Raw genomic sequence first — 24925 nt, 5'->3', positions numbered from 1 at the left:
GTCACCTACCCTAAACTTTCTGAATTAATAAATTCCGACTGATAAACAATACCCCGTTCATGCAACCGGAAACCTTTCTTTGCCTGATACATCGCCTCATCAGCCCGTTGTAATAACTCATCCGGCGTTTGCGCGTGGTCAGGATAAATAGCAATACCAATACTGAGTGAGGTGGTTATTTCTTGCCCATCACTCAGGACTATGGGTTGCGCCATACTTTTTATAATATTGTTAGCAATGGTGAGCACATCATCAGTGTTATGAATGGGGGCCAACAATATGGCGAACTCATCGCCGCCCAGACGAGCGACTAAATCGCTTTCACGTAATAATGCGCGCAGGCGGTCAGCAATGCTTGTCAGCACCACATCACCGGCAGCGTGACCATAGTTATCATTGATTTCTTTGAAGTGATCGCCATCGAGGAATAAAACCGCAGCATGTTGGTTAGTTTTGCAATCATTGAGTGTTCGGCTTAAACGGCCTTCAAAAAAGGCGCGGTTTGCCAGCCCGGTCAAGCTATCGTGGGCTGCGCGGTGGGCGAGGGAGTCATTTTCCCTGGTGAGGTGCTCTTGCCAAACTTCCAGCTCTTCCAGTAACCCATTGAAATCCTGACTCAACTCATTCAGTTCTGCAATTTGAGCCGATGGAACGCGTTGGCCAAAACTGCGGTTACGGCTGACATTATGGGCAACTTCAGTAATCCGATTTAATGAGCCGATAATGCGAAGGAGCATCCGGCGCGACAGAAATAGCGCCACCGCGGTGCTCAGGATCAAGCACACTAACAGGCCGGTTAACCCTTGCAGCAAAAAGCGCAGCAGACTGCCGCCGTGGCCGACAATCACCACCGTGCCGATTTCGTTACCAGAGTGAGCTATGGGTAAAACCACCGGTTCAGGTAATGCCCAGCGGGCAACACTTTGCTCCATCTGATGCATTGGGCCGTCATTGGGCAGTGTCCATTGCGCGATGACTCGGCCATTCACATCCATGATTTTCGCTTGTGCGACTTCCTCATTCGCGGCAATCATTGCCAGCGCTTCACTCGCCGCATCGGTATCACCAAAAACAACAGCGGCTTCAGTGGTATAGCTGATTGAACGGGCGATCAAGTGCAGGTTATGGTCAGCATAAACCCGTAATGCAAACAGGGCGGCTAATGTCAGGAAAATACCGGCTGTCGCCACGGATACCAGTGCCACAATTAAATGTACTCTGCCCAATACACGGCCAAGTGTCGGGAGTTTCGGAGCATTAGTCTGATTTTTTATCTGGCCAGCAGATTTATTTTTTATTGAACTCATAATGCGTCAGCCTTTTTACGGGCAAGTTGCAACACGTTGGGGTGAACTCGTACCCCCGCGCGTGCTAATGCATCCATATTGACTTTGAAAGAGGCTTGTTTATCGTCCAGTAGCAGACAGAACGCACTGCCCAGAGTGCATTCAGCATAATCTTCGCTGATGGTCAGAATCGGATACCCCGAAAGTTGGGTTGTCAGTTCCTGGCGCTGTTGCTCCCCCATGCTGCCCAGATAAGCCACATCACAGTTGCTTGCCAGCGCGGCATTGGGTAGTGAATAACGCTGTGTTTTAATCGGATGTGCGGTTTGCATTAGTGCCGGATTAAACAGTTCTTCTGCATAGTTTGTTGGGGCAATGACACACAAACGAATCACTGGCGGAGGGGTTGGCCAGCGCGAATAACTGATAATTCCCAGCACCATTTTTGTCGCAGCATCACTACGCTCATGAATAAGTTCTGCGCTTAAGTTATTTACAGCGCCTAAGTTATTTACGGTGCTTAAGTTATTGGCAGCTATTGAGGGCAATGATGCGAATAAAGTTAAGATAAATAATAATGTGAGGGCATAACTCCGCCGCCAGATATGTCGTGGTGTAATTAGCTTGAGTAGATAATGATGTTTTCCATCGTTGATGCCGCTAATTGCGCAAGGTGCAGTATTCATTTTTTGCGCTTCCCGTTGGCGGCATGGCTCACATGTTAATCGCGGCATCGAGTAATTAATCGCCGCTAATCTATTATAAGAATTAATTGGCATATTAATAGCCATGGCATCCGCAATGTGAGATTTATCTTAAATTCTCTTTGCGAAGCACAAAAAAAGCCCGGCTGAGTCGCCGGGCTTGAGGGGAACTGATGGATATCAGACAGGATTCGAGCCGCGTTTGAAGCGCCCGATGACCCATTTTTCGACTTCTACAATTAAGAAGATGGCGATAGAGACCAGCAGTGTGATGCCCCAGTAATAAGCCGGTAATGGCTCGGTACCGAAAGCGGTGTTCATAAATGGCAGATAGATGATGGCTAACTGCAACAGAATCAGCACACCAGAAACTAACCACAATCCTTTGTTAACAAACACTTCTTTGTTCAGTGGGAATCTGTCCATCACGCGGCAGTTAAACATATAAATCCACTGCGCAGTCACCAGAGTTTGCATTATCACGGTACGGATAAATTCTGTGCTGTAACCGCGCGGCTCCATATAGGCTTCCAGAGCAAATGCACTGCACGCAATCAAGGTACCGACAAACGCGATACGCCAGATGGCATGGCCGTCTAACACGTGTTTTGATGGGTCACGTGGGTTGCGGCGCATAATGCCTCTTTCTGCCGGCTCAAAGGCCAAACCGAATGAAAGCGTGGTGGATGTTGCCATGTTTATCCAGAGGATTTGCAGTGGTGTCAGGGGAATCACGGCACCGACCAGGATAGCAAAGATGATTAACAACCCTTGCGCCAGGTTGGTCGGCAACACAAACAGAATAGTTTTCTTCAGGTTATCGTAGACCCGACGGCCTTCTTCAACCGCGTGGGCGATGGTGGCGAAGTTATCATCTGACAGCACCATATCGGCAGCTTCTTTTGTCACCTCGGTGCCTTTGATGCCCATGGCGATGCCCACATCGGCTTGTTTCAGCGCTGGTGCATCGTTCACGCCATCGCCGGTCATCCCGACGATTTCGCCTTTATCTTGCAAGGCTTTGACCAGACGCAGTTTGTGCTCAGGGCTGGTACGGGCAAAAATATCATAACGAACGGCTGCTTCAGCCAGTTCTTTATCATCCATATGCTCCAACTGGCCGCCGGTAATGGAGTCTTTCCCATTGCCTATGCCCAGCATGGCACCAATCGCCATCGCGGTTTCCTGATGGTCGCCGGTGATCATCTTCACGCGAATCCCCGCCTGTTGGCAGGTCGCAATGGCGTCGATAGCTTCAGGGCGTGGTGGGTCCATCATGCCGGCGATGCCGACAAACACCATGCCTTGCTGGATATCACTGTGTTCCAACTCGCTGACAGTTTGTTCTGTTGGGCGGTAAGCCGCCGCCAACATGCGCAGGCCCTGCTGGGTATAGCGCGTCATCTCGGCATCCCAGTAATCACGGCGGAAAGGAATGACACCCTTATCCGTCAGTTCTTGCTGGCAGAAAGTAAACAGCACATCGGGCGCGCCGGTCAGGAAAATACAGCTTTCGGACTCAACCTGATGGCTGGTTGCCATGTATTTATAGGCAGAATCGAAAGGAATTTTACCGTGCTGAGTCACCTGGCCCAGCTCAATACCTGATTTGGCCGCCAAGACTTTCAGTGCGCCTTCAGTAGGGCCACCCACAATAATCCAATGGCCTTGGTCATTCTTTTGAATCTGGCTGTCATTACATAAATTCACCGCAGTGATAAATGTTTTTAACGGCCCGGCAAGAACGGCTTGCTGCTCACTGCCTTCCGGATAAATGTTACCCACTGGCTCATAGCTTTCACCGGTGACCCGGTAGCAATTGTCGGCCAGAATCACCGCTTTGACGGTCATTTCATTCATCGTCAGGGTGCCGGTTTTATCGGAACAGACGACGGTCATGGCACCCAAGGTTTCTACCGTTGGCAGCTTGCGAATAATCGCGCGGTTGCGCGCCATTGCTTGCACACCCAAAGACAGAATAATCGAAATAATGGCCGGTAAACCTTCAGGAACCGAGGCAACAGCCAGACTTATCAGCGCCAGCAGCAACTCATTCACTGGCAGGTCGCGCAGGATAAAGGCGAAGACAAACAAGAATGCCATCATCACCAATATCAGGATGAAAATCGCTTTGCCCAGGCGGTCCATCTGTTGCAGCAGTGGGGTGCGGGTGGCTTCAACCGCCGACATCATTTGGTTGATATGACCCAGTTCGGTATCACCGCCACTGGCAATGACGACACCTTTCGCTGTACCGGCACTGATGGTGGTGCCCGAGAACAACAGGTTTTTGCGGTCGCCAATCACTGATTCATTTTCAATCACCCCAATTTGCTTCTCAACCACGGTTGATTCACCGGTCAGGATAGCTTCTTCAATCTGGAGGTTGTGGGCTTCGAGTAACCGTAAATCAGCCGGGATTTTATCCCCCGGTTTCAATGTGACGATATCACCCGGCACCAAATCCTGTGCATCAATGGTTTTTGCATTGCCATCACGGATGACCACAGCTTTACTGGAGAGCATATTTTGAATGCTTTTCAGTGACTTCTCGGCTTTATTTTCCTGAACATAACCAATTAATGCGTTAATGACGGCGACGCAAAGAATGATAATGGTATCGACCGAGTGGCCCATTAGACCTTTGACTAACGCAGCAGCCAAGAGAATGTAAATCAGGACATCATTAAAATGAGCGAGAAATTGTAGCAGTGGGTGCTTACTTTTTTTGGCGGGTAGTGCATTGGGGCCGTATTGTTTAAGGCGTTCTTCTGCTTCTTGTTGGCTTAACCCTTCTTCGCGGCTATTTAGCTGCTGCAAAGATTCTTCCACAGTCAGTTGATACCAAGCCTGGCCTTCTGGCGGCGCGGCGGGTTTGGGGTTTGATGAATTTTGCATTGAAAGAACCTTCTTAAAAATTAAAAATCTGAAATCTATCTGTTTTTCATCTCATTACCGTCGAGGCAACGGCACAGGGCAGCAAATGCTCTTCCGTGAAAAATCCTGCTCCTCAATTATTTGATTTTTATTAAAAGACAAAAAAATGATTCTGAATGATATGTTTACAACAATTATGTTTACAACGACATAGTTATATTAAGCAAGGATAGTAGATTTTTATCAAAATAGCGTCTTGATTTGAGATAATAAAATCGAAATTTTTGGTCGTGATTATTAGCTAGCCTATTGAATAATAATATATTATCCAGTTAATTATTTTACTGATTTTCTTCCCCAGCCCATTGAAGTTCATCCATCATTTCAAACATCACTCAGAAAGATTAATTACCCTTGTCTATTTGTAGGTGTAATCGCTGGCTATCAGGTGAAACTCTTAGTTAGTATGTCCAGCTGCCGGAACTAATTATGACTATGCTAATCAGAAGTTGCGGTAAGTGAAATGCAGTAGCCAACAACCAGTGAGGAAACAGTGAGTATGGACAAGTGGCGATATCTGGCGATTGGCGTGTGTCTGGTGACGACTTCAGGAGTGGCATTCGCCGACTCCATTGATGCCCAACGGCAACGCTATCAGCAAGTTAAACTGGCTTGGGACAGCAATCAGATGGATACCGTGGCGCAACTGATGCCCACACTGCGTGATTATCCGCTGTATCCGTATCTGGAATACCGCCAGTTAACACAAGATTTAAGCCAATTGAGTGCGGCGCAAGTGACCGATTTTCTAACTCGGAACCCCACATTGCCGCCAGCAAATTCGCTATCATCCCGTTTTGTTAACGAGTTGGCGCGTCGCGAAGATTGGCGCGGGTTATTGGCGTTCAGCCCACAAGCTCCCAAACCGGTGGCAGCTCGCTGTAATTATTACTATGCAAAATGGGCCACTGGCGAGCAGCAAGTCGCCTGGGATGGCGCCCGCGAGATTTGGCTCAACGGCCAGGCGCTACCGGGTAGCTGCGATAAATTATTCAGTGTCTGGCAACAAGCCGGGCACCAAACCCCATTGGCAACACTGGCGCGTATGAAGCTGGCGCTGAAAGAGGGCAATGCCAGTTTGGTAAGTTACTTACTCAAGCAACTGCCAGCGGATTATCAGACTATGGGCACGGCACTGGCAAAATTGCAAAGTGACCCGGCCAGTGTCGCAAGTTTTGCTCGAACTGTCGGGCCGACAGATTTTACCCGCTCAGCCACTATCATTGCTTTTACCCGGCTGGCGCGGCAGGACGTGGAAAATGCGCGTGCGATGATCCCAACGCTGGCGCGGCTGCAAAAAATGAGTGACAGCGAGAAGCTGGAACTGGAAGAAACCGTGGCCTGGCGTCTGATGGGTAATGATGCGAATTACGATCAAGCCAAATGGCGTGATCAAGTCACTTTGCGTAGCCATTCCACCCCGCTGCTGGAGCGCCGTATCCGCATGTCACTGGGGACTGGCGACCGCCAAGGATTAGCCGCTTGGATAGCCCGCTTACCGGCAGATGCACAAAATAAAGATGAGTGGCGCTACTGGCGTGCTACATTGTTGCTGGAGCAGGGTAAGAAAGCCGAGGGCGAAGCCATTTTGCGCAGCCTGATGCAGGAGCGCGGTTTCTATCCGATGGTCGCCGCGCAAAAACTGGGCGTGCCTTACCCGATTAATGTTGAAGTGGCCACCAAACCTGATGCTTCACTGGCACAGCGGCCTGAAATTGCCCGGGTGCGCGAGTTAATGTATTGGAATATGGACAATCTGGCCCGCAATGAGTGGAGCTATTTGGTCGCCAGCCGCAGCAAACCGGAGCAGGAAGCACTGGCGCGCTATGCATTTGACCAAAAATGGGCCGACTTGAGTGTTCAGGCGACCATTGTTGCCAAGTTATGGGACCATCTGGAAGAGCGCTTCCCACTGGCCTGGCCAAAAGAATTCCGTCAGGCGACGGAGGGCAAGGGGATAACTCCAAGTTATGCGATGGCCATTGCTCGTCAGGAAAGTGCCTGGAACCCGAAAGCACAATCGCCCGTCGGGGCGGCAGGTCTGATGCAGGTAATGCCGCGGACTGCGGAGCACACGGTCAAACTGAATAACATCCCCGGTTATGTGAACAGCAGCCAGTTGCTCGACCCTGTCACTAACATTGAGATTGGCACCAGCTATCTGGAAGAGGTTTATCAGCAATTCGGGCGCAATCGGATTTTATCCAGTGCGGCCTATAACGCCGGCCCATCGCGGGTAAATACCTGGTTGGGAAACAGCAGTGGGCAAGTGGATGCGGTGGCATTTATCGAAAGCATTCCGTTCTCAGAAACGCGTGGCTATGTGAAAAACGTATTGGCGTATGATGCTTTTTATCGTCACTTTATGAATCGGCCAGCTAAGGTGCTGAGTGATGCCGAGTGGCAGCGGCGCTACTAATTCCTCTTCGTCCTTAACGCTGCGGCGGTGTTAGCGGCGCTTGCTCACCCGAATCACTTACTTGTGTAAGCTCATCGGGATTTGCTCGCTTGCTGCCTTGCCGCAACGCCAATGACTTTGAGGAAATTTAACGCTGCGGCGGTGTTAACGGCGCTTGCTCACCCGAATCACTGACTGCCCGTTGACCTTAAAATAAATAAGCTCATCGGGATGCGTTTGCTTGCTGCCTACCTGCGACGCCAATGACTTCGGGGATTCTTTCGTCTTTGCCGCAACGCCAAGTTCTTTGGCTATATCTGAGGTTATGATAAGCTGTTGTACTAGTTAAATAGTATGGCGGCTTTCCCTATCATGACAAAACTACGATTGACCGATCCGAATCTGTCGACTGAAGATAATCAGCACTGGCTGACTTTTGTTGCGCTGCTACAAGACGCCATTGCGCAAGACCTCCATTTACCGCTACTGCAATTGATGCTAACACCGGATGAGCGCACCGCTCTAGGGACGCGAGTGCGTATTATTGAAGAATTAATGCGGGGGGAATTAAGTCAGCGGGAACTCAAGAATCAGTTGGGCGCAGGGATTGCGACTATCACGCGCGGCTCCAATAGCCTGAAAGCCGCTCCTCCAGAGTTAAAGAGCTGGCTTGAAGCCCAGTTATTAACCAATGAATCGTTAACAAATAAGCCGTAGACCAATACTTAATCCTACAGTGCCGGGCGCTGGTAAATCTCCTTATGAAAGGGAACCAGCGCCAGCAGCAGCGCCTGATGGTAAACACGGGTACGGGTCAATTTGCCGTCGGTAAAAATGCCAATGGCACCACCCTGGTGTTTTACATTCGATATTCCGGTTAAATCTGCCATTTCGTCGCCCAGCTCACGGCCTTGGCGAATCCCTTGCAATATAATATCGGGCAGCATCAAGCTGGCAGAACGGGATTCTCCCCGCAGTTGCAAGTGTTCAATTACCATCCAGGCAAAGGTCATATTATCTTCAATACCAGCTTCAACCCCGACCCAAAAATCAGCATCAGGACGCGCCTGACGGGCATTGTGCACGCGCTGTCTGGCGCCGGTACGTGTCTCTGGGCTGCCTATGGGTTGCAGGGGAACACCGCTATCGACATTGACACCCTCAATGTGATACTGACCGGGGCCATAAACGTCATCGAAAGCGAGGCTGATAGCTTTAATCTTTGCAGGGTTGGTAGTTGCGGCAACAACATGGTACATAATGAGTTAAGAATCCATGTAATAGATTTGTGTTTATTTCACGCAGTATAACGGAAAAATGACATGTTACAGGTATATCTCGTGCGCCACGGCGAAACTATATGGAACGCGGCGCGCCGCATTCAGGGCCAATCGGACAGTCCGCTGACCGGCACTGGAGTTCGTCAGGCAGAGCGGGTAGCGCAACGGGTTCGCAGTCAAGGGATCACCCATATTATTACCAGCGACCTTGGGCGCACAAAGCAGACGGCCCAAATCATTGCCGATGCTTGTGGGCTCAGGATAGTCGAAGATCCGCGCCTGCGTGAACTGAACATGGGCGTGCTGGAAACGCGCCCGATAGAGAGCTTAACGCCGGAGGAAGAGCTGTGGCGCAAGCAAATGGTCAATGGCACAGAAGGTGCTCGCATTCCTGAAGGTGAGTCGATGGCCGAATTAGGGCGGCGGATGCATGCGGCCCTGAATAGTTGCCGAGAATTACCTGAGGGGAGCAAGCCGTTGCTAGTCAGCCACGGTATGGCGTTAGGGTGCTTATTGAGTACTTTGCTGGGGTTGCCCGCACATGCTGAACGGCGGCTGCGTTTGCGCAACTGTTCGCTATCACGGGTTGATTATCAGGAAAGCCCATGGCTGGCTTCGGGTTGGGTCATTGAAAGTGCTGGCGATACCGCCCACTTGGATATGCCAGCACTGGATGAGCTACAGCGTTAACGCTTGATAGGAATGAGATATTCACACTTGAGCGAGGCCGGAGGCCCATCTTTCGGCTTCCCTTGAGGGAAGAATCGCTCGATATCGTATCCACGCCGACGGGTTAATTCTAGTTGTGGTAAACAGGTGCCATACAGTGTCAGGATGAAGTTCTGTAACCCGTCTAATGGCCCGTCATAGCTAAACTGCACATATTCGCCGCCTTGCAAGATAACCGGTTGGCCTTCCTGCACATTACCCGGCACATGTTGCGGCTCAATGGCGGTAGTGTAGAAAATCTCTTGCTCATCATCTTTCTCCTGATTTGGCCGGGAGTGATGTAAGCCATAAAGCACGGGTGGTAAATGGTCTGCGTCACCAAGATACTGTTGCCAGAAATGCGTTCGCAATTGAGTTCGATGAGTCGATATTTGCTCAAGAGTACAGGAGTAACTCTGTGTTAGCCCCACCAAATGCTGCTCAGGTAAGGTAATGAATTCTGGTTGAGGTAGCGTATATTCCCCTAGCCGAATCGGTGGACATATTCCGGCTGAATGCCAATCTTCAGCCCGGCGGTACAACGCAGGTGTTTGCGCAAACTGTTTCTTAAAAGCACGAGTGAAAGTTTGCTGCGAGTCAAAACGATATTGCAGGGCAATATCCAGAATAGGGCGGCTGGTTAATCGCAATGCGACAGCGGCTTTAGATAGCCTTCTGGCACGGATATACGCACCGATAGCATTCCCGGTGACATCTTTGAACATTCGCTGTAAATGCCATTTTGAATAACCTGCTTTGGCGGCGACATTGTCCAATGCTAAAGGCTGGTCTAAATGACTTTCTAGCCAGCTAAGCAAATCACGAATGATACTGGCTTGATCCATAGATCTTCCTCGTAAAGCGGCCTAAATTTAGGGTATTAGTCATATGAAAAGAATAGCTCTGGCGCATAGTAGCAACTTTTTATGTTCCCGACTGCTTAAGAATTTACTGCCATTGTGTGTTAAAAATGCATCTAAGATTTATAAAGTGACTTTTTAACCCGTGTTTTATTATTAGCGAAATTTTTTAACATTGGATAACGTTATTCAGTAGTTTGGAGTAAGTGTATGAAAAAAAATTGGATATTCCTTGGCTGTATACTTTCTTTGGGAGCAATAACGGCCCATGCAGAGGAAATTGGCTCGGTTGACACGGTATTTAAATTACTGGGGCCTGACCATAAGATTGTGGTTGAGGCCTTTGATGACCCCGATGTTAAAAATGTAACTTGTTATATCAGCCGGGCAAAAACCGGTGGTATCAAAGGGGGATTAGGGTTAGCTGAAGATACTTCTGATGCGGCAATCTCTTGCCAGCAAGTGGGGCCGATTGAGTTAAGTGACAAAATTAAGAACAAGAAATCTGACGGCACAGTAGTTTTCCAAAAGCGAACTTCATTGGTCTTTAAAAAACTACAGGTCGTCCGTTTCTATGATCCGAAACGTAATGCCCTAATTTACCTGACTTACTCCGATAGAATTGTTGACGGTTCACCGAAAAACGCTATAAGCGCGGTGCCTATTATGCCGTGGCGTGAATAGCGCTGTGAAGACAATTAGTTGTGTCAGTATCATAAAAAAGCCAGCATGTGAGTGCTGGCTCTTTATTGTAGACATGTCAGAGAGTTACTCTTCCAGGTCACCACAGAAACGATAACCTTCGCCGTGGATAGTCGCGATGATCTCTGGGGTGTCCGGCGTAGATTCAAAATGCTTACGAATACGACGGATGGTCACGTCAACAGTACGGTCATGCGGTTTCAACTCGCGACCGGTCATTTTCTTCAGCAATTCGCCGCGGGATTGGATCTTGCCCGGATTTTCGCAGAAGTGCAGCATGGCGCGGAACTCACTACGTGGCAGTTTATACTGCTCGCCAGTAGGGCTTATCAGTGAACGGCTATTGATATCCAGTTCCCAGCCATTAAATTTATAGCTTTCAACCAAGCGGCGCTCTTCGCCAACATTACCCAAATTCATGGTACGTGACAGCAAGTTGCGTGCCCGAATGGTTAATTCGCGCGGGTTGAAAGGTTTGGTGATGTAATCATCAGCACCAATTTCCAAGCCAAGGATCTTATCTACTTCGTTATCACGACCGGTCAGGAACATTAGGGCAACACTTGCTTGTTCACGAAGTTCCCGTGCCAGCAACAGGCCATTTTTGCCCGGCAGATTGATGTCCATGATAACTAAGTTGATATCATTCTCAGACAGAATGTGGTGCATTTCTGCACCGTCATTAGCCTCATGAACAACATAGCCTTCCGCCTCGAAAATGCTCTTCAGGGTGTTACGAGTAACTATCTCGTCTTCTACGATCAGAATGTGCGGGGTCTGCATGTTTGCTACCTAAAATTGCCAACAAAATAGAAATAGGAAGTACAAAAGTCTTTGTTATATTAGGATTTTTATTGACTAGTTACTCGTCATCCCGTTCATCACATGACTAAAGTACGTAAACGCGTTCTTGATGCACTTTCCATCAACGTCAACAACATCACTAGCTTGGTCGGGGTGTTACTCCCTACAGCCCCAAAGGTGACAAAAGCGGCGCATATCCTAACCCTATTAACAGCAATATAACAGTGTGAGCCGAATGTACCACCCAACAAAACTACGCTTTGTTGACATATATCAAATTCAATTGTAGCACGTTAACACTTTTGTGAAAAAGACTTACAAGAATACCAGCTTAAGCCAAAGTGGGTTAAATTATGTGGTCGATTCAGTGTTATTAATATTAAAAATTGCAGGCCAGACGTAACAAAAAAATGAATTTTCTAATTTGTTGATTTTTATTGTTAAAAATCAATATTCTTTCGTCATGGTGCCAATGAACCTACTTTTCTTATCAATGGTCTATTTCGGCCAAATGCATTAGAAGAATTATCATCAATGTTAGATAAATGTAAAGCGGGTGGCGAGGTTTTCATTTTTGCTGCTTTTTGAATCATTTTGGCTAAAACGGTTTTATCGGTAACAGTTTCGTTTTAAAGATTATACCTGTCACCTTATTCCCGCTTATTTAAGTGGGAAAAATCATAAAATACATTATGTGGATTAATTTTTGTTTTATGGTTTTATTCTCTGGTTTTTCTGTTTTTACCCTGTTTATTGTCTGGTAATTTTCGCCTGATGAGATAATGAACTCCCCAGGAATGATTGATTTATTGGGGTGGGCGACTGAAAAAATTTGACTTGAAGGGCAGATTGCTTTAACCAATAGAGGTAGAGACATATTATTAATGAGACAGACAGACGAAATGCGATACATCAGCCTGAATACAACAATTATTACCACCACCGAAACCACAGGTTACGGGGCGGGCTGACGCGTACAGGAAACAACAGAAAAAAGCCCGCACCTAGACAGTGCGGGCTTTTTTTTTCAATCAAATCTTTGCAAAAAAAGTTTGCGATAAAAAAGCGCGAAAGCGGGAGAGAATCAGAAATGCGAGTGCTGAAATTTGGCGGGACATCAGTAGCAAATGCAGAACGCTTTATGCGGGTTGCCGATATCATCGAAAGTAATGCGCGGCAGGGACAAGTGGCGACGGTATTATCCGCTCCCGCTAAAATTACCAACCATTTGGTCGCGATGATCGACAAAATGGTGGCCGGGCAAGATATCTCGCCGAACATCAGCGATGCTGAGCGAATTTTTTCCGAGTTGCTGCGGGGATTGTCTGATGCTCAACCGGGCTTTGACTATGAGCGCTTAAAAGCGCTGGTGGCCCATGAGTTTGCGCAACTCAAACACGTCCTGCACGGTATCTCGTTGCTTGGTCAATGCCCTGATAGCATCAATGCCGCCATTATCTGCCGTGGCGAAAAACTGTCTATTGCTATCATGGAAGCATTATTCCAAGCCAAAGGTTATCAGGTTAGCGTGATTAATCCGGTCGAGAAATTGCTGGCGCAGGGCCATTATCTCGAATCTACGGTTGATATCACCGAATCTACCCGCCGCATCGGTTCTAGCAAGATCCCGGCTGACCATATCATCCTGATGGCCGGTTTCACTGCCGGTAATGACAAAGGGGAGCTGGTGGTGCTGGGGCGCAATGGTTCCGACTATTCTGCTGCTGTGTTGGCCGCTTGTTTACGCGCTGATTGTTGTGAAATCTGGACTGATGTTGACGGGGTTTATACTTGCGACCCACGGGTGGTACCTGATGCCCGATTATTAAAATCGATGTCATATCAGGAGGCGATGGAGTTGTCCTATTTTGGCGCTTCGGTTCTCCATCCCCGCACTATCGCCCCTATTGCTCAATTCCAAATTCCTTGCCTGATTAAAAATACCTCTAACCCGCAAGCCCCCGGCACCCTGATTGGCGGTGAAAGCAGTGATGACGGTTTCCCGGTTAAAGGCATCACCAACCTGAATAACATGGCGATGATTAACGTGTCTGGCCCTGGAATGAAAGGTATGGTCGGTATGGCGGCCCGCGTCTTTGCAGTGATGTCACGCAGCGGTATTTCAGTGGTGCTTATCACCCAGTCGTCTTCTGAGTACAGCATCAGTTTTTGCGTGCCGCAAAGTGAATTAATCCGCGCCCGCAACGCATTGGAAGAAGAGTTTTATCTGGAATTGAAAGACGGCCTATTAGAGCCATTGGATGTCATGGAGCATCTGGCGGTTATCTCGGTGGTCGGTGATGGCATGCGCACCCTGCGCGGTATTTCAGCTCGCTTCTTCTCGGCATTGGCTCGCGCGAATATTAATATCATCGCGATTGCACAAGGCTCGTCAGAGCGCTCTATCTCTGTGGTGGTCAGCAATGATTCCGCCACTACCGGGGTGCGTGTTTGCCACCAAATGTTGTTCAATACCGATCAGGTTATTGAAGTGTTTGTCATTGGTGTCGGCGGGGTCGGCGGGGCATTAATCGAACAAATCTATCGCCAGCAGCCATGGCTGAAACAGCGCCATATTGATTTGCGCGTGTGCGGCATTGCCAACTCCAAAGCCATGTTGACCAATGTGCACGGTATCGCGTTGGATAACTGGCGTTATGAACTGGCCGAAGTGAAAGAACCGTTTAATCTCAGCCGCTTGATTCGCTTGGTTAAAGAGTATCACTTGCTCAATCCGGTGATTGTCGATTGTACCTCTAGCCAGGCGGTGGCGGATCAATATGCAGATTTCCTGGCGGACGGTTTCCATGTCGTCACGCCAAACAAAAAAGCCAATACCTCATCAATGAATTACTACCGCCAGATGCGCGCTGCGGCGGCGAAGTCATGCCGTAAATTCCTGTATGACACTAACGTCGGCGCGGGTCTGCCTGTTATCGAAAATTTACAGAATTTGCTTAATGCCGGTGACGAATTGATGCGTTTCTCTGGCATTCTGTCAGGGTCACTGTCCTTTATCTTCGGCAAGTTGGATGAGGGGATGACATTATCCGAGGCCACATTGCAGGCCAAAGCTCTGGGTTATACCGAGCCAGACCCGCGCGATGACCTTTCTGGGATGGATGTCGCCCGTAAATTGTTGATTTTGGCCCGTGAAGCAGGGTACAAACTGGAGTTGGCTGATATTGACGTTGAGTCAGTTCTGCCAGCCAACTTTGATGCCAGCGGCGATGTAGACAGCTTCCTCGCTCGCTTGCCGTCACTGGATGCCGAGTTTAGTCGCCTGGTGGCAAATGCTGCCGAACAGGGCAAAGTGCTGCGCTATGTCGGGGTGATTGAAGAGGGGCGCTGTATCGTCCGGATGGATGCTGTAGATGGTAACGATCCGCTGTATAAAGTTAAAAATGGCGAGAATGCGTTGGCTTTCTATACCCACTATTATCAGCCAATTCCGTTGGTGCTGCGCGGGTATGGCGCGGGGAATGACGTGACAGCGGCCGGGGTATTTGCCGATCTTTTACGCACATTATCATGGAAGTTGGGAGTTTAAATATGGTTAAGATCTATGCTCCGGCATCGATTGGCAATGTCAGCGTTGGGTTTGATGTGCTGGGTGCGGCAGTCTCTCCGGTCGACGGCACTCTGCTGGGCGATTGTGTCAGCGTGACTGCGGCGGATAGCTTCAGTTTGCGCAACGAGGGCCGCTTTGTCAGCAAATTGCCCGATGACCCAAAAGAAAATATCGTTTATCAGTGCTGGGAGCGTTTTTGTCAGGAAATGGGCAAAGAGATCCCGGTGGCGATGGTGTTGGAAAAAAACATGCCGATTGGCTCAGGGCTGGGTTCCAGCGCCTGTTCAGTCGTGGCCGGTTTGATGGCGATGAATGAGTTTTGTGGCCAGCCGCTGGATAAAGTGACACTGTTGGGCATGATGGGCGAGCTGGAAGGGCGGGTGTCCGGAAGTGTGCATTTTGATAATGTCGCGCCGTGTTATTTGGGCGGGATGCAACTGATTCTCGAGCAACCCGGCTATATCAGTCAGAATGTGCCCGGATTTGACGACTGGCTGTGGGTGATGGCTTATCCGGGCATTAAAGTCTCTACCGCCGAGGCCCGCGCTATTTTACCAGCACAATATCGCCGTCAGGATTGCATCGCGCATGGGCGTAATTTGGCTGGATTCATTCACGCCTGCCACACTCAGCAGCCAAGTCTGGCTGCTAAAATGATGAAAGATGTGATTGCCGAGCCTTACCGCACTCAATTGTTGCCGGGCTTTGCTGCGGCACGGCAAGCCGCACAGGATATTGGCGCGCTGGCCTGTGGTATTTCCGGTTCTGGCCCAACACTGTTTGCCGTCTGCAATGATGCCGAGACCGCACAGCGCATGGCGAGCTGGCTACAAAATCATTACCTGCAAAACGATGAAGGTTTTGTTCATATTTGCCGTCTGGATACCGCAGGCGCACGACTACTGGGATAACGCATGAAACTGTATAACCTTAAAGATCACAACGAGCAGGTCAGCTTCGCGCAAGCGATCAAGCAAGGCCTGGGCAAGCAGCAAGGGCTGTTTTTCCCGTTGGAGTTGCCAGAGTTTGAGTTGACAGAAATTGATAAACTGTTGGATCTGGATTTTGTCACGCGCAGCAGCCGTATTTTATCTGCATTTATCGGCAATGAAATTGCGCCGGAAGTCCTAACCAAGCGCGTCCAGGCAGCTTTTGAGTTTCCAGCTCCGGTTGCTCAGGTTGAGAATGATATCGCGGTACTGGAGCTGTTTCACGGCCCAACATTAGCCTTTAAAGACTTCGGTGCCCGTTTTATGGCGCAGATGTTGGCTGAAGTAGCAGGCGATCAGCCGGTGACTATTTTAACCGCAACCTCCGGTGATACCGGGGCGGCGGTGGCCCATGCATTTTATGGTCTGAAAAATGTCCGTGTGGTTATTCTCTATCCACGCGGCAAAATCAGTCCGCTGCAAGAAAAACTGTTCTGTACGCTGGGTGGCAATATTCACACTGTAGCCATTGAGGGTGATTTTGATGCTTGTCAGGCGCTGGTCAAACAAGCCTTTGATGACGAAGAACTGAAACAAGAACTGAGCCTTAACTCTGCTAACTCGATTAATATCAGCCGCTTGCTGGCTCAGATTTGCTATTACTTTGAAGCTGTAGCCCAGTTACCGCAAGAGGCGCGTAACCAATTGGTTATCTCTGTGCCGAGTGGCAACTTTGGTGATTTGACCGCCGGTTTGCTGGCGAAATCCTTAGGTTTGCCGGTAAAACGCTTTATCGCCGCCACCAATGCCAATGACACTGTGCCGCGCTTCCTGGTTAATGGGCAGTGGCAGCCGAAACAGACGGTAGCGACCTTATCGAATGCCATGGATGTCAGTCAGCCGAATAACTGGCCGCGCGTTGAAGAGCTTTATCGTCGCAAAATTTGGCAATTAAAAGAATTGGGCCACGGCGCAGTCAGTGATGATGTCACCAAAGAGACCATGCGCGAGCTGGCGGAGTTGGGCTATATCTCAGAACCTCATGCTGCCATTGCTTATCGTGTATTGCGCGATCAGCTACAAGACGGGGAATTTGGGTTATTCATCGGGACGGCACATCCGGCGAAATTCAAAGAAAGTGTTGAAGAGATTTTGGGTCAAGAATTACCGCTGCCAAAACCACTGGCAGTGCGGGCACAATTGCCATTGTTATCCCATGATTTACCAGCAGATTTTGCACAATTACGCACTTTCTTGATGGCGTTACCTAAGTAATTTTTCTCATTGAGAGATAAAAACTAAAGGGCCATATCGGCCCTTTGAGATTAGCTATTTATAACTCAGTGAGTGAAAGGTTGACCGCGCCTAGGGGCACTTCGGCGACTGCGTCGCTACGACCCCAACAGCACGTTTCCCCTTCATTTGACATTGTCAGCCGTCTGATAGGGCCATATTGGCCCTTTTTACATTTTAGTGCTGTTCAGCCCGCTTAAATACCAGTTCATTTTTCGCCGATAGCCCAGCATCAAACTCATAACATTCCAGATTAAAATCAACCAGTTGCTCTGGTTTGGTTAGCTTGTTCTGAATAATAAATCGGCTCATCAGACCACGGGCTTTTTTGGCGTAGAAACTGATAATTTTATATTTGCCGTTTTTCTCATCTAAAAAGACCGGTTTAATCAGTGAGCCGGCCAGCTTGGCGGGCTTCACGGCCTTAAAGTATTCATCAGAGGCGAGGTTAATCAGCACGTTATCGCCTTGCTGCTCCAGTGCTTGATTCAGTTTCTCGGTTATCTGGTCGCCCCAGAATGAATAGAGATCTTTGCCGTGCGGGTTAGCCAGCTTGATCCCCATTTCCAGACGATACGGCTGCATTAAGTCTAGCGGGCGCAATACGCCATAGAGGCCAGAAAGCATGCGCAAATGTTGTTGGGCAAAATCAAAATCAGCAGCGCTGAAATCCTGCGCTTGCATACCGGTATAGACATCGCCTTTAAAGGCCAAAATGGCCTGACGCGCATTGTCTGGTGTGAAATTGGGTTGCCATTCGCTGAAACGGGCGGCATTCAAACCGGCCAGTTTGTCGCTAATTCCCATTAGGCTGCTAATCTGCATTGGTGTCAGTTCACGGCAGATCTCAATAAGCTGTTGTGATTTATCCAACATTTCTGGCTGAGTAAATTTCTTGGTCGCTAACGGACTTTGATAATCAAGGGTTTTAGCCGGGGAAATTACAATGAGCATAACGACATCCTAATGAGCCAAATAAGACACTGTAGCAAAAAGCGCCAGCCAGCGAAAAGAAGATTGGACGATTGCAGAGATAGATATCCCCATCGTACTTGAAGTTGTAGGGTTGTTAGCGGCGCACACTCACCCGAATCACTTACTTGTGTAAGCTCATCGGGATTCAGTTGCTTGCTGCCTTCCTACAACACCAATTACTTTGGGTATAGAATGGTGAGTTGTCAGAGATGCTATAGTTTAGCTAAATCGTCTCAGCACGATAGGAATGGATAAAGTTGCTATTAACCTACCGGTTTCTCGCTGTTTTAAAAGGCGAAAACGGTTGCGAACCGAATACTGCGCTTTTGCGGTTTTTTTAATCAGTTTAACTGCCTTGCACCAAGGCTTACGCATGTTATTATCAAGACAAGGCAGGTGTCGAAATCGCTAATATTGCGAAACGGCTAACATTCCGAATGAGATAAAGCGCCATTTCGACAGGATACGCCATTTCGACAAGATAAAAGTTGCGACATGCCAAAAGTTCATGCACAAACGATGAGAAACGACAACATGACCGATAAACTTACTTCCCTACGTCAAATCACCACTGTAGTAGCAGATACTGGGGATATCGCGGCAATGAAGCTGTATCAGCCGCAAGATGCAACTACCAACCCATCATTGATTCTGAATGCTGCCCAAATTCCTGAATACCGCAAGCTGATTGATGACGCCATTGCTTGGGCGCGCGAACAAAGCAGCGATCATGCGCAGCAGATTGTTGATGCGACTGACAAGCTGGCCGTCAATATTGGTTTGGAGATCCTGAAACTGATTCCTGGCCGTATTTCTACTGAAGTAGATGCCCGCCTGTCTTACGACACCACTGCTAGCGTGGCAAAAGCTAAGCGCCTGATCAAACTGTATAACGAAGCCGGCATCAGCAATGATCGCATTCTGATCAAATTGGCCTCTACCTGGCAGGGTATCCGTGCTGCGGAACAGCTGGAAAAAGAAGGCATTAACTGTAACCTGACTCTGTTGTTCTCCTTCGCTCAAGCGCGTGCTTGTGCTGAAGCGGGTGTGTTCCTGATTTCACCGTTTGTTGGCCGTATTCTTGACTGGTACAAAGCCAATGGCGACAAAAAAGAGTTCGCGCCACACGAAGATCCAGGCGTTGTTTCTGTGACCGAGATTTACCAGTATTACAAACAACACGGTTATAAGACTGTGGTTATGGGCGCAAGCTTCCGTAATCTGGGTGAAATCATCGAATTGGCTGGTTGTGACCGCCTGACTATCGCGCCATCGCTGCTGAAAGAGTTAGCAGAAAGCGAAGGCCCGGTAGAGCGTAAATTGTCTTATACCGGTGAAGTTCAGGCTAAACCTACGCCACTGACTGAAGCTGAGTTCTACTGGCAGCACAACCAGGACCCAATGGCGATTGATAAGCTGGCTGATGGCATTCGCAAGTTTGCTGTTGATCAGGGCAAGCTTGAGAAAATGATCTCAGACCTGCTGTAATTTGACTGGCGGTGATTGATTCTCCGCAGTTATTTGACGAAAAGGTGGCGTAAGCCGCCTTTTTTATTGCCTATACCCTAAATAATTCGAGTGGCGGGAAAGCGGCAATTGAGTGAACCCAATCAGTTTAGATAACTCAATGATTTGGGTCAGCAAGGGCAGCGAACACACACGCAATTTGAAGGATGACGGGTATATAACCTGAGCCTAACAGCAGTTCCAGTCACATTGGATATGCTATTATTCGCCACAGATAAAGGGTTTCCGTCGAGGTAGTTATATGAATACATTGCGTATAGGTTTAGTTTCCGTCTCTGATCGCGCATCAAGTGGGGTATATCAGGATAAAGGCATTCCAGCACTGGAAGAGTGGTTGGCAAGTGCGTTAACTACTCCTTTTGATATAGAAACCCGCCTTATCCCCGATGAGCAAACTCTGATTGAACAAACCCTGTGTGAATTAGTCGATGAAATGGGTTGTCACTTGGTATTGACCACTGGCGGTACAGGCCCGGCAAGGCGTGATGTTACTCCTGATGCCACCTTGGCTATCGCCGATCGGCAAATGCCGGGTTTTGGTGAACAAATGCGCCAAATCAGCCTTCATTTCGTCCCTACCGCTATATTATCCCGGCAGGTTGGGGTTATCCGTAAGCAGGCATTGATTATCAACTTACCGGGGCAGCCTAAATCCATCAAAGAGACCCTTGAAGGGGTGAAAGATACCCAGTCGAAGGTAGTAGTTGCGGGTATTTTTGCCAGTGTGCCTTATTGCATTCAACTACTGGATGGGCCTTATATAGAGACCAATGCTAAAGTGGTAGCGGCTTTTCGTCCGAAAAATGCCATTATCGATATAAAAAGCTAAATTAAATTTTTTTACAACATAAGATACCATTCTGTGAGTGTGGGGAATTTTGTACGGTATAGTCATATTTACTTTACAAAAAGCTGAAAATATTTTTCTTCCCCTACTCTGGTTTATTACGGTGTCATATGCCCCAAGAACACAATTTATCTCAAGTCGACTTATCGCAACCTCATGTTGCTCAACAAGATAATCATAATCGTCGGCTGAATAAGCAAGATTATAAAACACTCACCCTGGCTGCATTAGGTGGGGCGCTTGAGTTTTACGATTTCATTATATTCGTCTTCTTTGCTGCGGTTATCGGCGATCTTTTCTTCCCAGTAGATATGCCTGAGTGGCTGCGTCAAGTACAGACATTCGGTATTTTTGCAGCGGGTTACCTGGCACGTCCGCTGGGCGGCATTATCATGGCGCACTTTGGTGACTTGGTTGGCCGTAAGAAGATGTTTACTCTCAGTATTTTGTTAATGGCATTGCCAACACTCGCGATTGGTATGCTGCCGACGTATGCTTCTATCGGCATTGCGGCTCCGCTGCTTTTGTTGTTAATGCGTGTGTTGCAAGGTGCGGCAATCGGTGGTGAAGTTCCCGGGGCATGGGTATTTGTGGCGGAACACGTACCGCGTCGGCGCATTGGTATTGCTTGCGGTACCTTAACGGCGGGTCTGACCGCTGGGATCTTGCTGGGGTCACTGGTGGCCACGGCAATGAACACCACCTTAAGTCCTCAGGCTATTTTAGATGGCGGCTGGCGTGTACCGTTCTTCCTCGGTGGGATTTTCGGCTTGTTCGCCATGTACTTACGCCGCTGGTTGCAAGAAACCCCAATTTTTAAAGAAATGCAGGCACGGAAAACCTTGGCTGAGGAGCTGCCGCTGAAATCTGTGGTGGTCAATCATAAGAAAGAAATCGTGGTTTCGATGCTGCTGACTTGGTTGCTGTCTGCCGGTATCGTGGTGGTTATCCTGATGACCCCGACTTATTTACAGAAGCAATTCGGCGTACTGCCCGCACTGGCATTGCAGGCGAATAGCCTGGCGATTGTCGCGCTGGTATTTGGTTGTGTGATTGCGGGTCTTGCTATTGATCGCTTTGGTGCCAGTAAAACCTTTATTGTTGGTAGCCTGATGTTGGCGGTGTCGACATGGTCGTTTTATCACACTAATCTGACTGACCCTGGTCAGTTATTTACGCATTATATGCTGGCTGGGTTCTGTGTCGGTATCGTCGGCGCAGTGCCATATGTTATGGTGCGCGCATTCCCGGCTGAGATTCGTTTTACCGGAATTTCTTTCTCCTACAATGTGGCGTATGCCATTTTTGGTGGGTTGACACCTATTGTGGTGACTTTATTGATGAAAGTTACTCCTATGGCACCCGCGTATTACATGCTGCTGTTATCGCTGGTGGGATTCTTGTTGGGAATCTATCTACGCAATGATATTAATAGTGATGTGAAAGTACATCTGCCACAGAAGACTGTCACTGAGTAAGAAAGCTATTAAATAAATCTTATCTACAAAAATAGCCCATAAAATAATGGGCTATTGGCTAAGATAATCTATAATTCATCCTTAAAGTTAAAGCCGACTTTCTGTTTGACGCGAGCTGACGGCTGAGAAATGACTTCCGAAAATAATGTTCTGGCGCCTTGTTGTTGTAAGTATCGGGCCAGTTCTCTGACTGCCGCGGTACCTGCTCCTCTTACGGTTCCTTCACGATCGGGAGATAAGACATAGTCTGGCAGCGTTGCGGAGGCGACCAGCTCAACTTCATCCTGGCTATTAAAACGATCGGCAAGAACAATCGCGATAATTCTTCCTTGTAGTTTAACAACCACATAAATTTCACCTGGGCGGTGAAGGATTAACCTTCGATTAATAATTCCTGTAACAATATGTCCGGCATGGAGGAGTTTACTGAGCATCATATCTTTTTTATTTGGGCTGCTATCTGCGCTGGCACCTTGTCCAACATGAGAGCCTTGATACTGTTGCCCCCAGTGGGTAATGGTTTCACTGAGTTTTTTGCGCATGGCTTGCGTATTTTTAACTTCAGCGTCTGAAAGTTTTGCTTCTTCTTCTGGCGTCGGTGTGGGGAGTATTTCTATTTCGAATTCTAAGTCAGTTTGCTCAACCAATTCACTTTGTGAAATGATTGTCGGAAGGGTCCGTTTATAGATAAAAGTCTCTAGTAGTAATTCGTAAATACCTAAGGGCAAAGGCTCGATCTGAGATGGTGCTTCATCCGATGAATAATAAAGACTATAGGTGAAATAACTTAACTGGGCATAATCAAATGCAGTCTTAATCTCACGAAGAGCATTGTTAGTCGTTTTATCTATTACTTTTTCTTTTATAGATTTGGTTAGTCTATTTTCCACTTCTGTATTTTCTACGGTAACACCGGTACTTCCTGTTCTGACTATAGAGTCTACCACTCGGCCAAAAAATTCTGCATTCCAGGTATCTAAACTATTGCCAAATAATAAAGTAAAATCAGTCATGACATCCAATGTCCACTCAATACAATTAGGCCTGATTTGACGTGTTGGACGAGAGCGAATTAAAGAATAGATCGAAGTCATACATGTTTTTGCTACAGCCGGAAGACTTAAAGACTGATTTCTATTATTGTTTTCTATGTAAGCCAATGTCATGTAATTATCAATGCCTTTTTGGGTGAGTAGATCTTCCTCTGTTACAATCTTGGGTTTAAGTGGCGTGCTTTTCCCAGCAATATGTAATGTCTTCCCTTTGGTGCTACTGCTGAAGTATCTATCTGCACTGAATACAATATCATCCAGCTGTTGGCATTTTCCTTGTATAATATAATTATAAAGATTTAAAAAAGGAGTGAAAGCACATATGATTTTACTCATTTGTGTTAAATCTCTCTTTCTCCAATATTTATCGCCGGTATCTGCAGTAAGTATAGTTTTTGCGAGGACTAAAGGGTTACCTATATTGTAATTGGTTATGGTTATATCTGGTGACACAGTAATGTCATTAATCCAATCAAAAGAAATAATAGGAGACATATCTACGAATTTATTATCTAATGATTTAATAAATTGTGTTTGTACTTTTTTATTTTTTATTTGTATAATGAAAGACAAATTGTCGGATTTATGATAGCGGTCAAAGTAAAATTTATTAATCATATTGTGATCAGAAAAAGCAATGGCTCTTTGATTTATAGTAATGTTAGGGCCATTAAATAGATTAATATCGTAATTATCGTGCTCGCCTAGATCTATAGTATTAAAAACAAGTAATACCTGCTTATTTTGCAAGCGAGTGTCATTCCAGTATTCACCAAACGCATCAGCGAGTTCTATGTTATGGTTATCTATAATGGCGCATTGTTGATCGCAGCTAAGACCTTTTTTCTCTGATACTTTGATGCTGGTTATTGCATTGCTCATTTTAATTGCTTTTAAATCATCATTTATCATGTCTTCTGTTAACTCGAAAAAAGGCATGTTGAAGTTATCATTCTTATATATAGTTGCGATCATTCCATCTGGAACTGTTATTGATCTAATGTTGTCATTGTGAATTGGGAATACTTCCCGGCCAGATTCAATGATGATTTCGCTATCATGATGTAAATCTATTTGTTGATTTGCTGCTAAACAACTGCTGTCCCCCTCAAACTTATCTTCGGTATAAAAACAAATGGCTGGTGCTATTTCGTATGAATTTATTGTGTTATATAATCCCGATGATATTAATTCTTGCAGATTAATATCATTTTTTAATGTTGTTTTTTTTCCAGAAAAATTCATGCCATCATAAAGGTCCACTACCATACCTGGCGGGACAGATATTGATTCTATTTTATTATCAAAATGATCATTGTAAATTGAGTCTGATTCACTTTCTGCAGAGCAAAATGATTCTCCAACAAAATCTTTAAATTCATAAAAACAAACTTTAGCTTTTTGTGAATAGGCAGGTTGCGATATTATTAATACAATCATTGTTAATAATCTTGTGACTATTGTCATAGGCAAACCTTTAATTTAAATATGCTACGTTATCGATAGGTTTTCGATGTTATATGATGTATTTCCCCTTCACATTATTTATTTTTATTGTTCTGTTTTATTATTTT

General features: G+C 47.2%; 20 protein-coding genes and 1 other annotated feature. Of the genes, 12 read left to right on the top strand and 8 right to left on the bottom strand.

Annotated elements, in window-relative coordinates; translation table 11 throughout:
- Window positions 1-5: 5 nt before the first annotated feature.
- From FTA91_RS10260 to FTA91_RS10250, 3 genes are all read right to left on the bottom strand, one after another.
- On the bottom strand, window positions 6-1307 hold the full coding sequence (locus FTA91_RS10260; RefSeq protein WP_186366569.1) for a diguanylate cyclase domain-containing protein: 1302 nt from the start codon (window positions 1305-1307) through the stop codon (window positions 6-8).
- The gene (locus tag FTA91_RS10255; protein ID WP_050113748.1) at window positions 1304-1972 is read right to left on the bottom strand and encodes a YfiR family protein; all 669 of its coding nucleotides are present in this window, start codon (window positions 1970-1972) and stop codon (window positions 1304-1306) included. Before FTA91_RS10255 ends, FTA91_RS10260 begins: the two co-directional genes overlap by 4 nt.
- A 198-nt stretch (window positions 1973-2170) precedes the next feature.
- A complete protein-coding gene (locus tag FTA91_RS10250; protein ID WP_050113645.1) occupies window positions 2171-4888 on the bottom strand; it encodes a cation-transporting P-type ATPase in 2718 nt (905 codons plus the stop codon).
- A gap of 538 nt (window positions 4889-5426) precedes the next feature.
- Here FTA91_RS10250 and sltY point away from each other — a divergent pair.
- Together sltY and trpR are read left to right on the top strand one after the other, a co-directional pair.
- On the top strand, window positions 5427-7346 hold the full coding sequence (sltY, locus tag FTA91_RS10245; RefSeq protein ID WP_050113646.1) for a murein transglycosylase: 1920 nt from the start codon (window positions 5427-5429) through the stop codon (window positions 7344-7346).
- A 351-nt stretch (window positions 7347-7697) separates the two neighbouring features.
- Entirely contained in the window at window positions 7698-8042 is a 345-nt protein-coding gene (gene trpR / locus FTA91_RS10240) for a trp operon repressor (protein ID WP_072082549.1), read from the top strand.
- A gap of 14 nt (window positions 8043-8056) precedes the next feature.
- Here trpR and yjjX read toward each other — a convergent pair whose 3' ends face one another.
- Window positions 8057-8584 (bottom strand): inosine/xanthosine triphosphatase, encoded by a 528-nt coding sequence (gene yjjX, locus FTA91_RS10235; protein ID WP_050113648.1) that lies wholly within the window; start codon window positions 8582-8584, stop codon window positions 8057-8059.
- A gap of 63 nt (window positions 8585-8647) precedes the next feature.
- On the opposite strand from yjjX, the gene gpmB reads away from it, so the two are divergent.
- Entirely contained in the window at window positions 8648-9295 is a 648-nt protein-coding gene (gpmB, locus tag FTA91_RS10230) for a 2,3-diphosphoglycerate-dependent phosphoglycerate mutase GpmB (protein WP_050113649.1), read from the top strand.
- Here the strand turns inward: gpmB and robA are convergent.
- Window positions 9292-10158: an MDR efflux pump AcrAB transcriptional activator RobA gene (gene robA / locus FTA91_RS10225; RefSeq protein ID WP_050113650.1), complete on the bottom strand. Its 867-nt coding sequence runs from the start codon at window positions 10156-10158 to the stop codon at window positions 9292-9294. The two genes, gpmB and robA, sit on opposite strands and share 4 nt — an antisense overlap.
- Window positions 10159-10383: 225 nt before the next feature.
- On the opposite strand from robA, the gene creA reads away from it, so the two are divergent.
- Window positions 10384-10857 (top strand): protein CreA, encoded by a 474-nt coding sequence (gene creA, locus FTA91_RS10220; protein WP_050113651.1) that lies wholly within the window; start codon window positions 10384-10386, stop codon window positions 10855-10857.
- Window positions 10858-10941: 84 nt separating this feature from the next.
- On the opposite strand, the gene arcA is transcribed toward creA, so the two are convergent.
- Complete coding sequence (arcA, locus tag FTA91_RS10215; RefSeq protein ID WP_004389406.1) at window positions 10942-11658, bottom strand: two-component system response regulator ArcA; 717 nt, start codon at window positions 11656-11658, stop codon at window positions 10942-10944.
- Window positions 11659-11760: 102 nt separating this feature from the next.
- Here arcA and yjjY point away from each other — a divergent pair, with 102 nt between their 5' ends.
- The 5 genes from yjjY (at window position 11761) to thrC (ending at window position 17454) form a co-directional block, all read left to right on the top strand.
- Window positions 11761-11901 (top strand): YjjY family protein, encoded by a 141-nt coding sequence (gene yjjY, locus FTA91_RS20310; RefSeq protein ID WP_004706054.1) that lies wholly within the window; start codon window positions 11761-11763, stop codon window positions 11899-11901.
- A gap of 662 nt (window positions 11902-12563) precedes the next feature.
- Window positions 12564-12650 (top strand): thr operon leader peptide, encoded by an 87-nt coding sequence (thrL, locus tag FTA91_RS10210; RefSeq protein ID WP_071817899.1) that lies wholly within the window; start codon window positions 12564-12566, stop codon window positions 12648-12650.
- Window positions 12589-12707, top strand: a sequence feature (Thr leader region). Its footprint overlaps the gene before it by 62 nt.
- A gap of 62 nt (window positions 12708-12769) precedes the next feature.
- The gene (gene thrA, locus FTA91_RS10205) at window positions 12770-15229 is read left to right on the top strand and encodes a bifunctional aspartate kinase/homoserine dehydrogenase I (protein ID WP_145583269.1); all 2460 of its coding nucleotides are present in this window, start codon (window positions 12770-12772) and stop codon (window positions 15227-15229) included.
- Window positions 15230-15231: 2 nt separating this feature from the next.
- Window positions 15232-16161, top strand: coding sequence for a homoserine kinase (gene thrB, locus FTA91_RS10200; protein ID WP_050113749.1), 930 nt, complete (start codon window positions 15232-15234; stop codon window positions 16159-16161).
- A 3-nt stretch (window positions 16162-16164) separates the two neighbouring features.
- Complete coding sequence (thrC, locus tag FTA91_RS10195) at window positions 16165-17454, top strand: threonine synthase (RefSeq protein WP_050113653.1); 1290 nt, start codon at window positions 16165-16167, stop codon at window positions 17452-17454.
- Between the two features lie 195 nt (window positions 17455-17649).
- Here thrC and yaaA read toward each other — a convergent pair whose 3' ends face one another.
- Window positions 17650-18426 (bottom strand): peroxide stress protein YaaA, encoded by a 777-nt coding sequence (yaaA, locus tag FTA91_RS10190; protein WP_050113654.1) that lies wholly within the window; start codon window positions 18424-18426, stop codon window positions 17650-17652.
- 555 nt (window positions 18427-18981) lie between these two features.
- On the opposite strand from yaaA, the gene tal reads away from it, so the two are divergent.
- From tal to FTA91_RS10170, 3 genes are all read left to right on the top strand, one after another.
- The gene (gene tal / locus FTA91_RS10180; protein WP_038636445.1) at window positions 18982-19935 is read left to right on the top strand and encodes a transaldolase; all 954 of its coding nucleotides are present in this window, start codon (window positions 18982-18984) and stop codon (window positions 19933-19935) included.
- Window positions 19936-20215: 280 nt separating this feature from the next.
- A complete protein-coding gene (gene mog, locus FTA91_RS10175; RefSeq protein WP_050113655.1) occupies window positions 20216-20803 on the top strand; it encodes a molybdopterin adenylyltransferase in 588 nt (195 codons plus the stop codon).
- 128 nt (window positions 20804-20931) lie between these two features.
- Complete coding sequence (locus FTA91_RS10170; protein ID WP_145583268.1) at window positions 20932-22299, top strand: MFS transporter; 1368 nt, start codon at window positions 20932-20934, stop codon at window positions 22297-22299.
- Window positions 22300-22367: 68 nt separating this feature from the next.
- On the opposite strand, the gene FTA91_RS10165 is transcribed toward FTA91_RS10170, so the two are convergent.
- Window positions 22368-24818, bottom strand: a complete 2451-nt coding sequence (locus FTA91_RS10165; RefSeq protein WP_145583266.1) for a peptidase inhibitor family I36 protein — start codon at window positions 24816-24818, stop codon at window positions 22368-22370.
- Window positions 24819-24925 lie beyond the last annotated feature (107 nt).

Source organism: Yersinia thracica (assembly GCF_902170565.1).
Classification (GTDB): Bacteria; Pseudomonadota; Gammaproteobacteria; order Enterobacterales; family Enterobacteriaceae; genus Yersinia; species Yersinia thracica.
This window is presented reverse-complemented; position numbering and strand designations above follow the sequence as displayed.

Coding starts and splice junctions, on each gene's coding strand:
- FTA91_RS10260 (WP_186366569.1), bottom strand. CDS start 1,307: ATGAGTTCAATAAAAAATAAATCTGCTGGCCAGATAAAAAATCAGACT.
- FTA91_RS10255 (WP_050113748.1), bottom strand. CDS start 1,972: ATGAATACTGCACCTTGCGCAATTAGCGGCATCAACGATGGAAAACAT.
- FTA91_RS10250 (WP_050113645.1), bottom strand. CDS start 4,888: ATGCAAAATTCATCAAACCCCAAACCCGCCGCGCCGCCAGAAGGCCAG.
- sltY (WP_050113646.1), top strand. CDS start 5,427: ATGGACAAGTGGCGATATCTGGCGATTGGCGTGTGTCTGGTGACGACT.
- trpR (WP_072082549.1), top strand. CDS start 7,698: ATGACAAAACTACGATTGACCGATCCGAATCTGTCGACTGAAGATAAT.
- yjjX (WP_050113648.1), bottom strand. CDS start 8,584: ATGTACCATGTTGTTGCCGCAACTACCAACCCTGCAAAGATTAAAGCT.
- gpmB (WP_050113649.1), top strand. CDS start 8,648: ATGTTACAGGTATATCTCGTGCGCCACGGCGAAACTATATGGAACGCG.
- robA (WP_050113650.1), bottom strand. CDS start 10,158: ATGGATCAAGCCAGTATCATTCGTGATTTGCTTAGCTGGCTAGAAAGT.
- creA (WP_050113651.1), top strand. CDS start 10,384: ATGAAAAAAAATTGGATATTCCTTGGCTGTATACTTTCTTTGGGAGCA.
- arcA (WP_004389406.1), bottom strand. CDS start 11,658: ATGCAGACCCCGCACATTCTGATCGTAGAAGACGAGATAGTTACTCGT.
- yjjY (WP_004706054.1), top strand. CDS start 11,761: ATGACTAAAGTACGTAAACGCGTTCTTGATGCACTTTCCATCAACGTC.
- thrL (WP_071817899.1), top strand. CDS start 12,564: ATGAGACAGACAGACGAAATGCGATACATCAGCCTGAATACAACAATT.
- thrA (WP_145583269.1), top strand. CDS start 12,770: ATGCGAGTGCTGAAATTTGGCGGGACATCAGTAGCAAATGCAGAACGC.
- thrB (WP_050113749.1), top strand. CDS start 15,232: ATGGTTAAGATCTATGCTCCGGCATCGATTGGCAATGTCAGCGTTGGG.
- thrC (WP_050113653.1), top strand. CDS start 16,165: ATGAAACTGTATAACCTTAAAGATCACAACGAGCAGGTCAGCTTCGCG.
- yaaA (WP_050113654.1), bottom strand. CDS start 18,426: ATGCTCATTGTAATTTCCCCGGCTAAAACCCTTGATTATCAAAGTCCG.
- tal (WP_038636445.1), top strand. CDS start 18,982: ATGACCGATAAACTTACTTCCCTACGTCAAATCACCACTGTAGTAGCA.
- mog (WP_050113655.1), top strand. CDS start 20,216: ATGAATACATTGCGTATAGGTTTAGTTTCCGTCTCTGATCGCGCATCA.
- FTA91_RS10170 (WP_145583268.1), top strand. CDS start 20,932: ATGCCCCAAGAACACAATTTATCTCAAGTCGACTTATCGCAACCTCAT.
- FTA91_RS10165 (WP_145583266.1), bottom strand. CDS start 24,818: ATGACAATAGTCACAAGATTATTAACAATGATTGTATTAATAATATCG.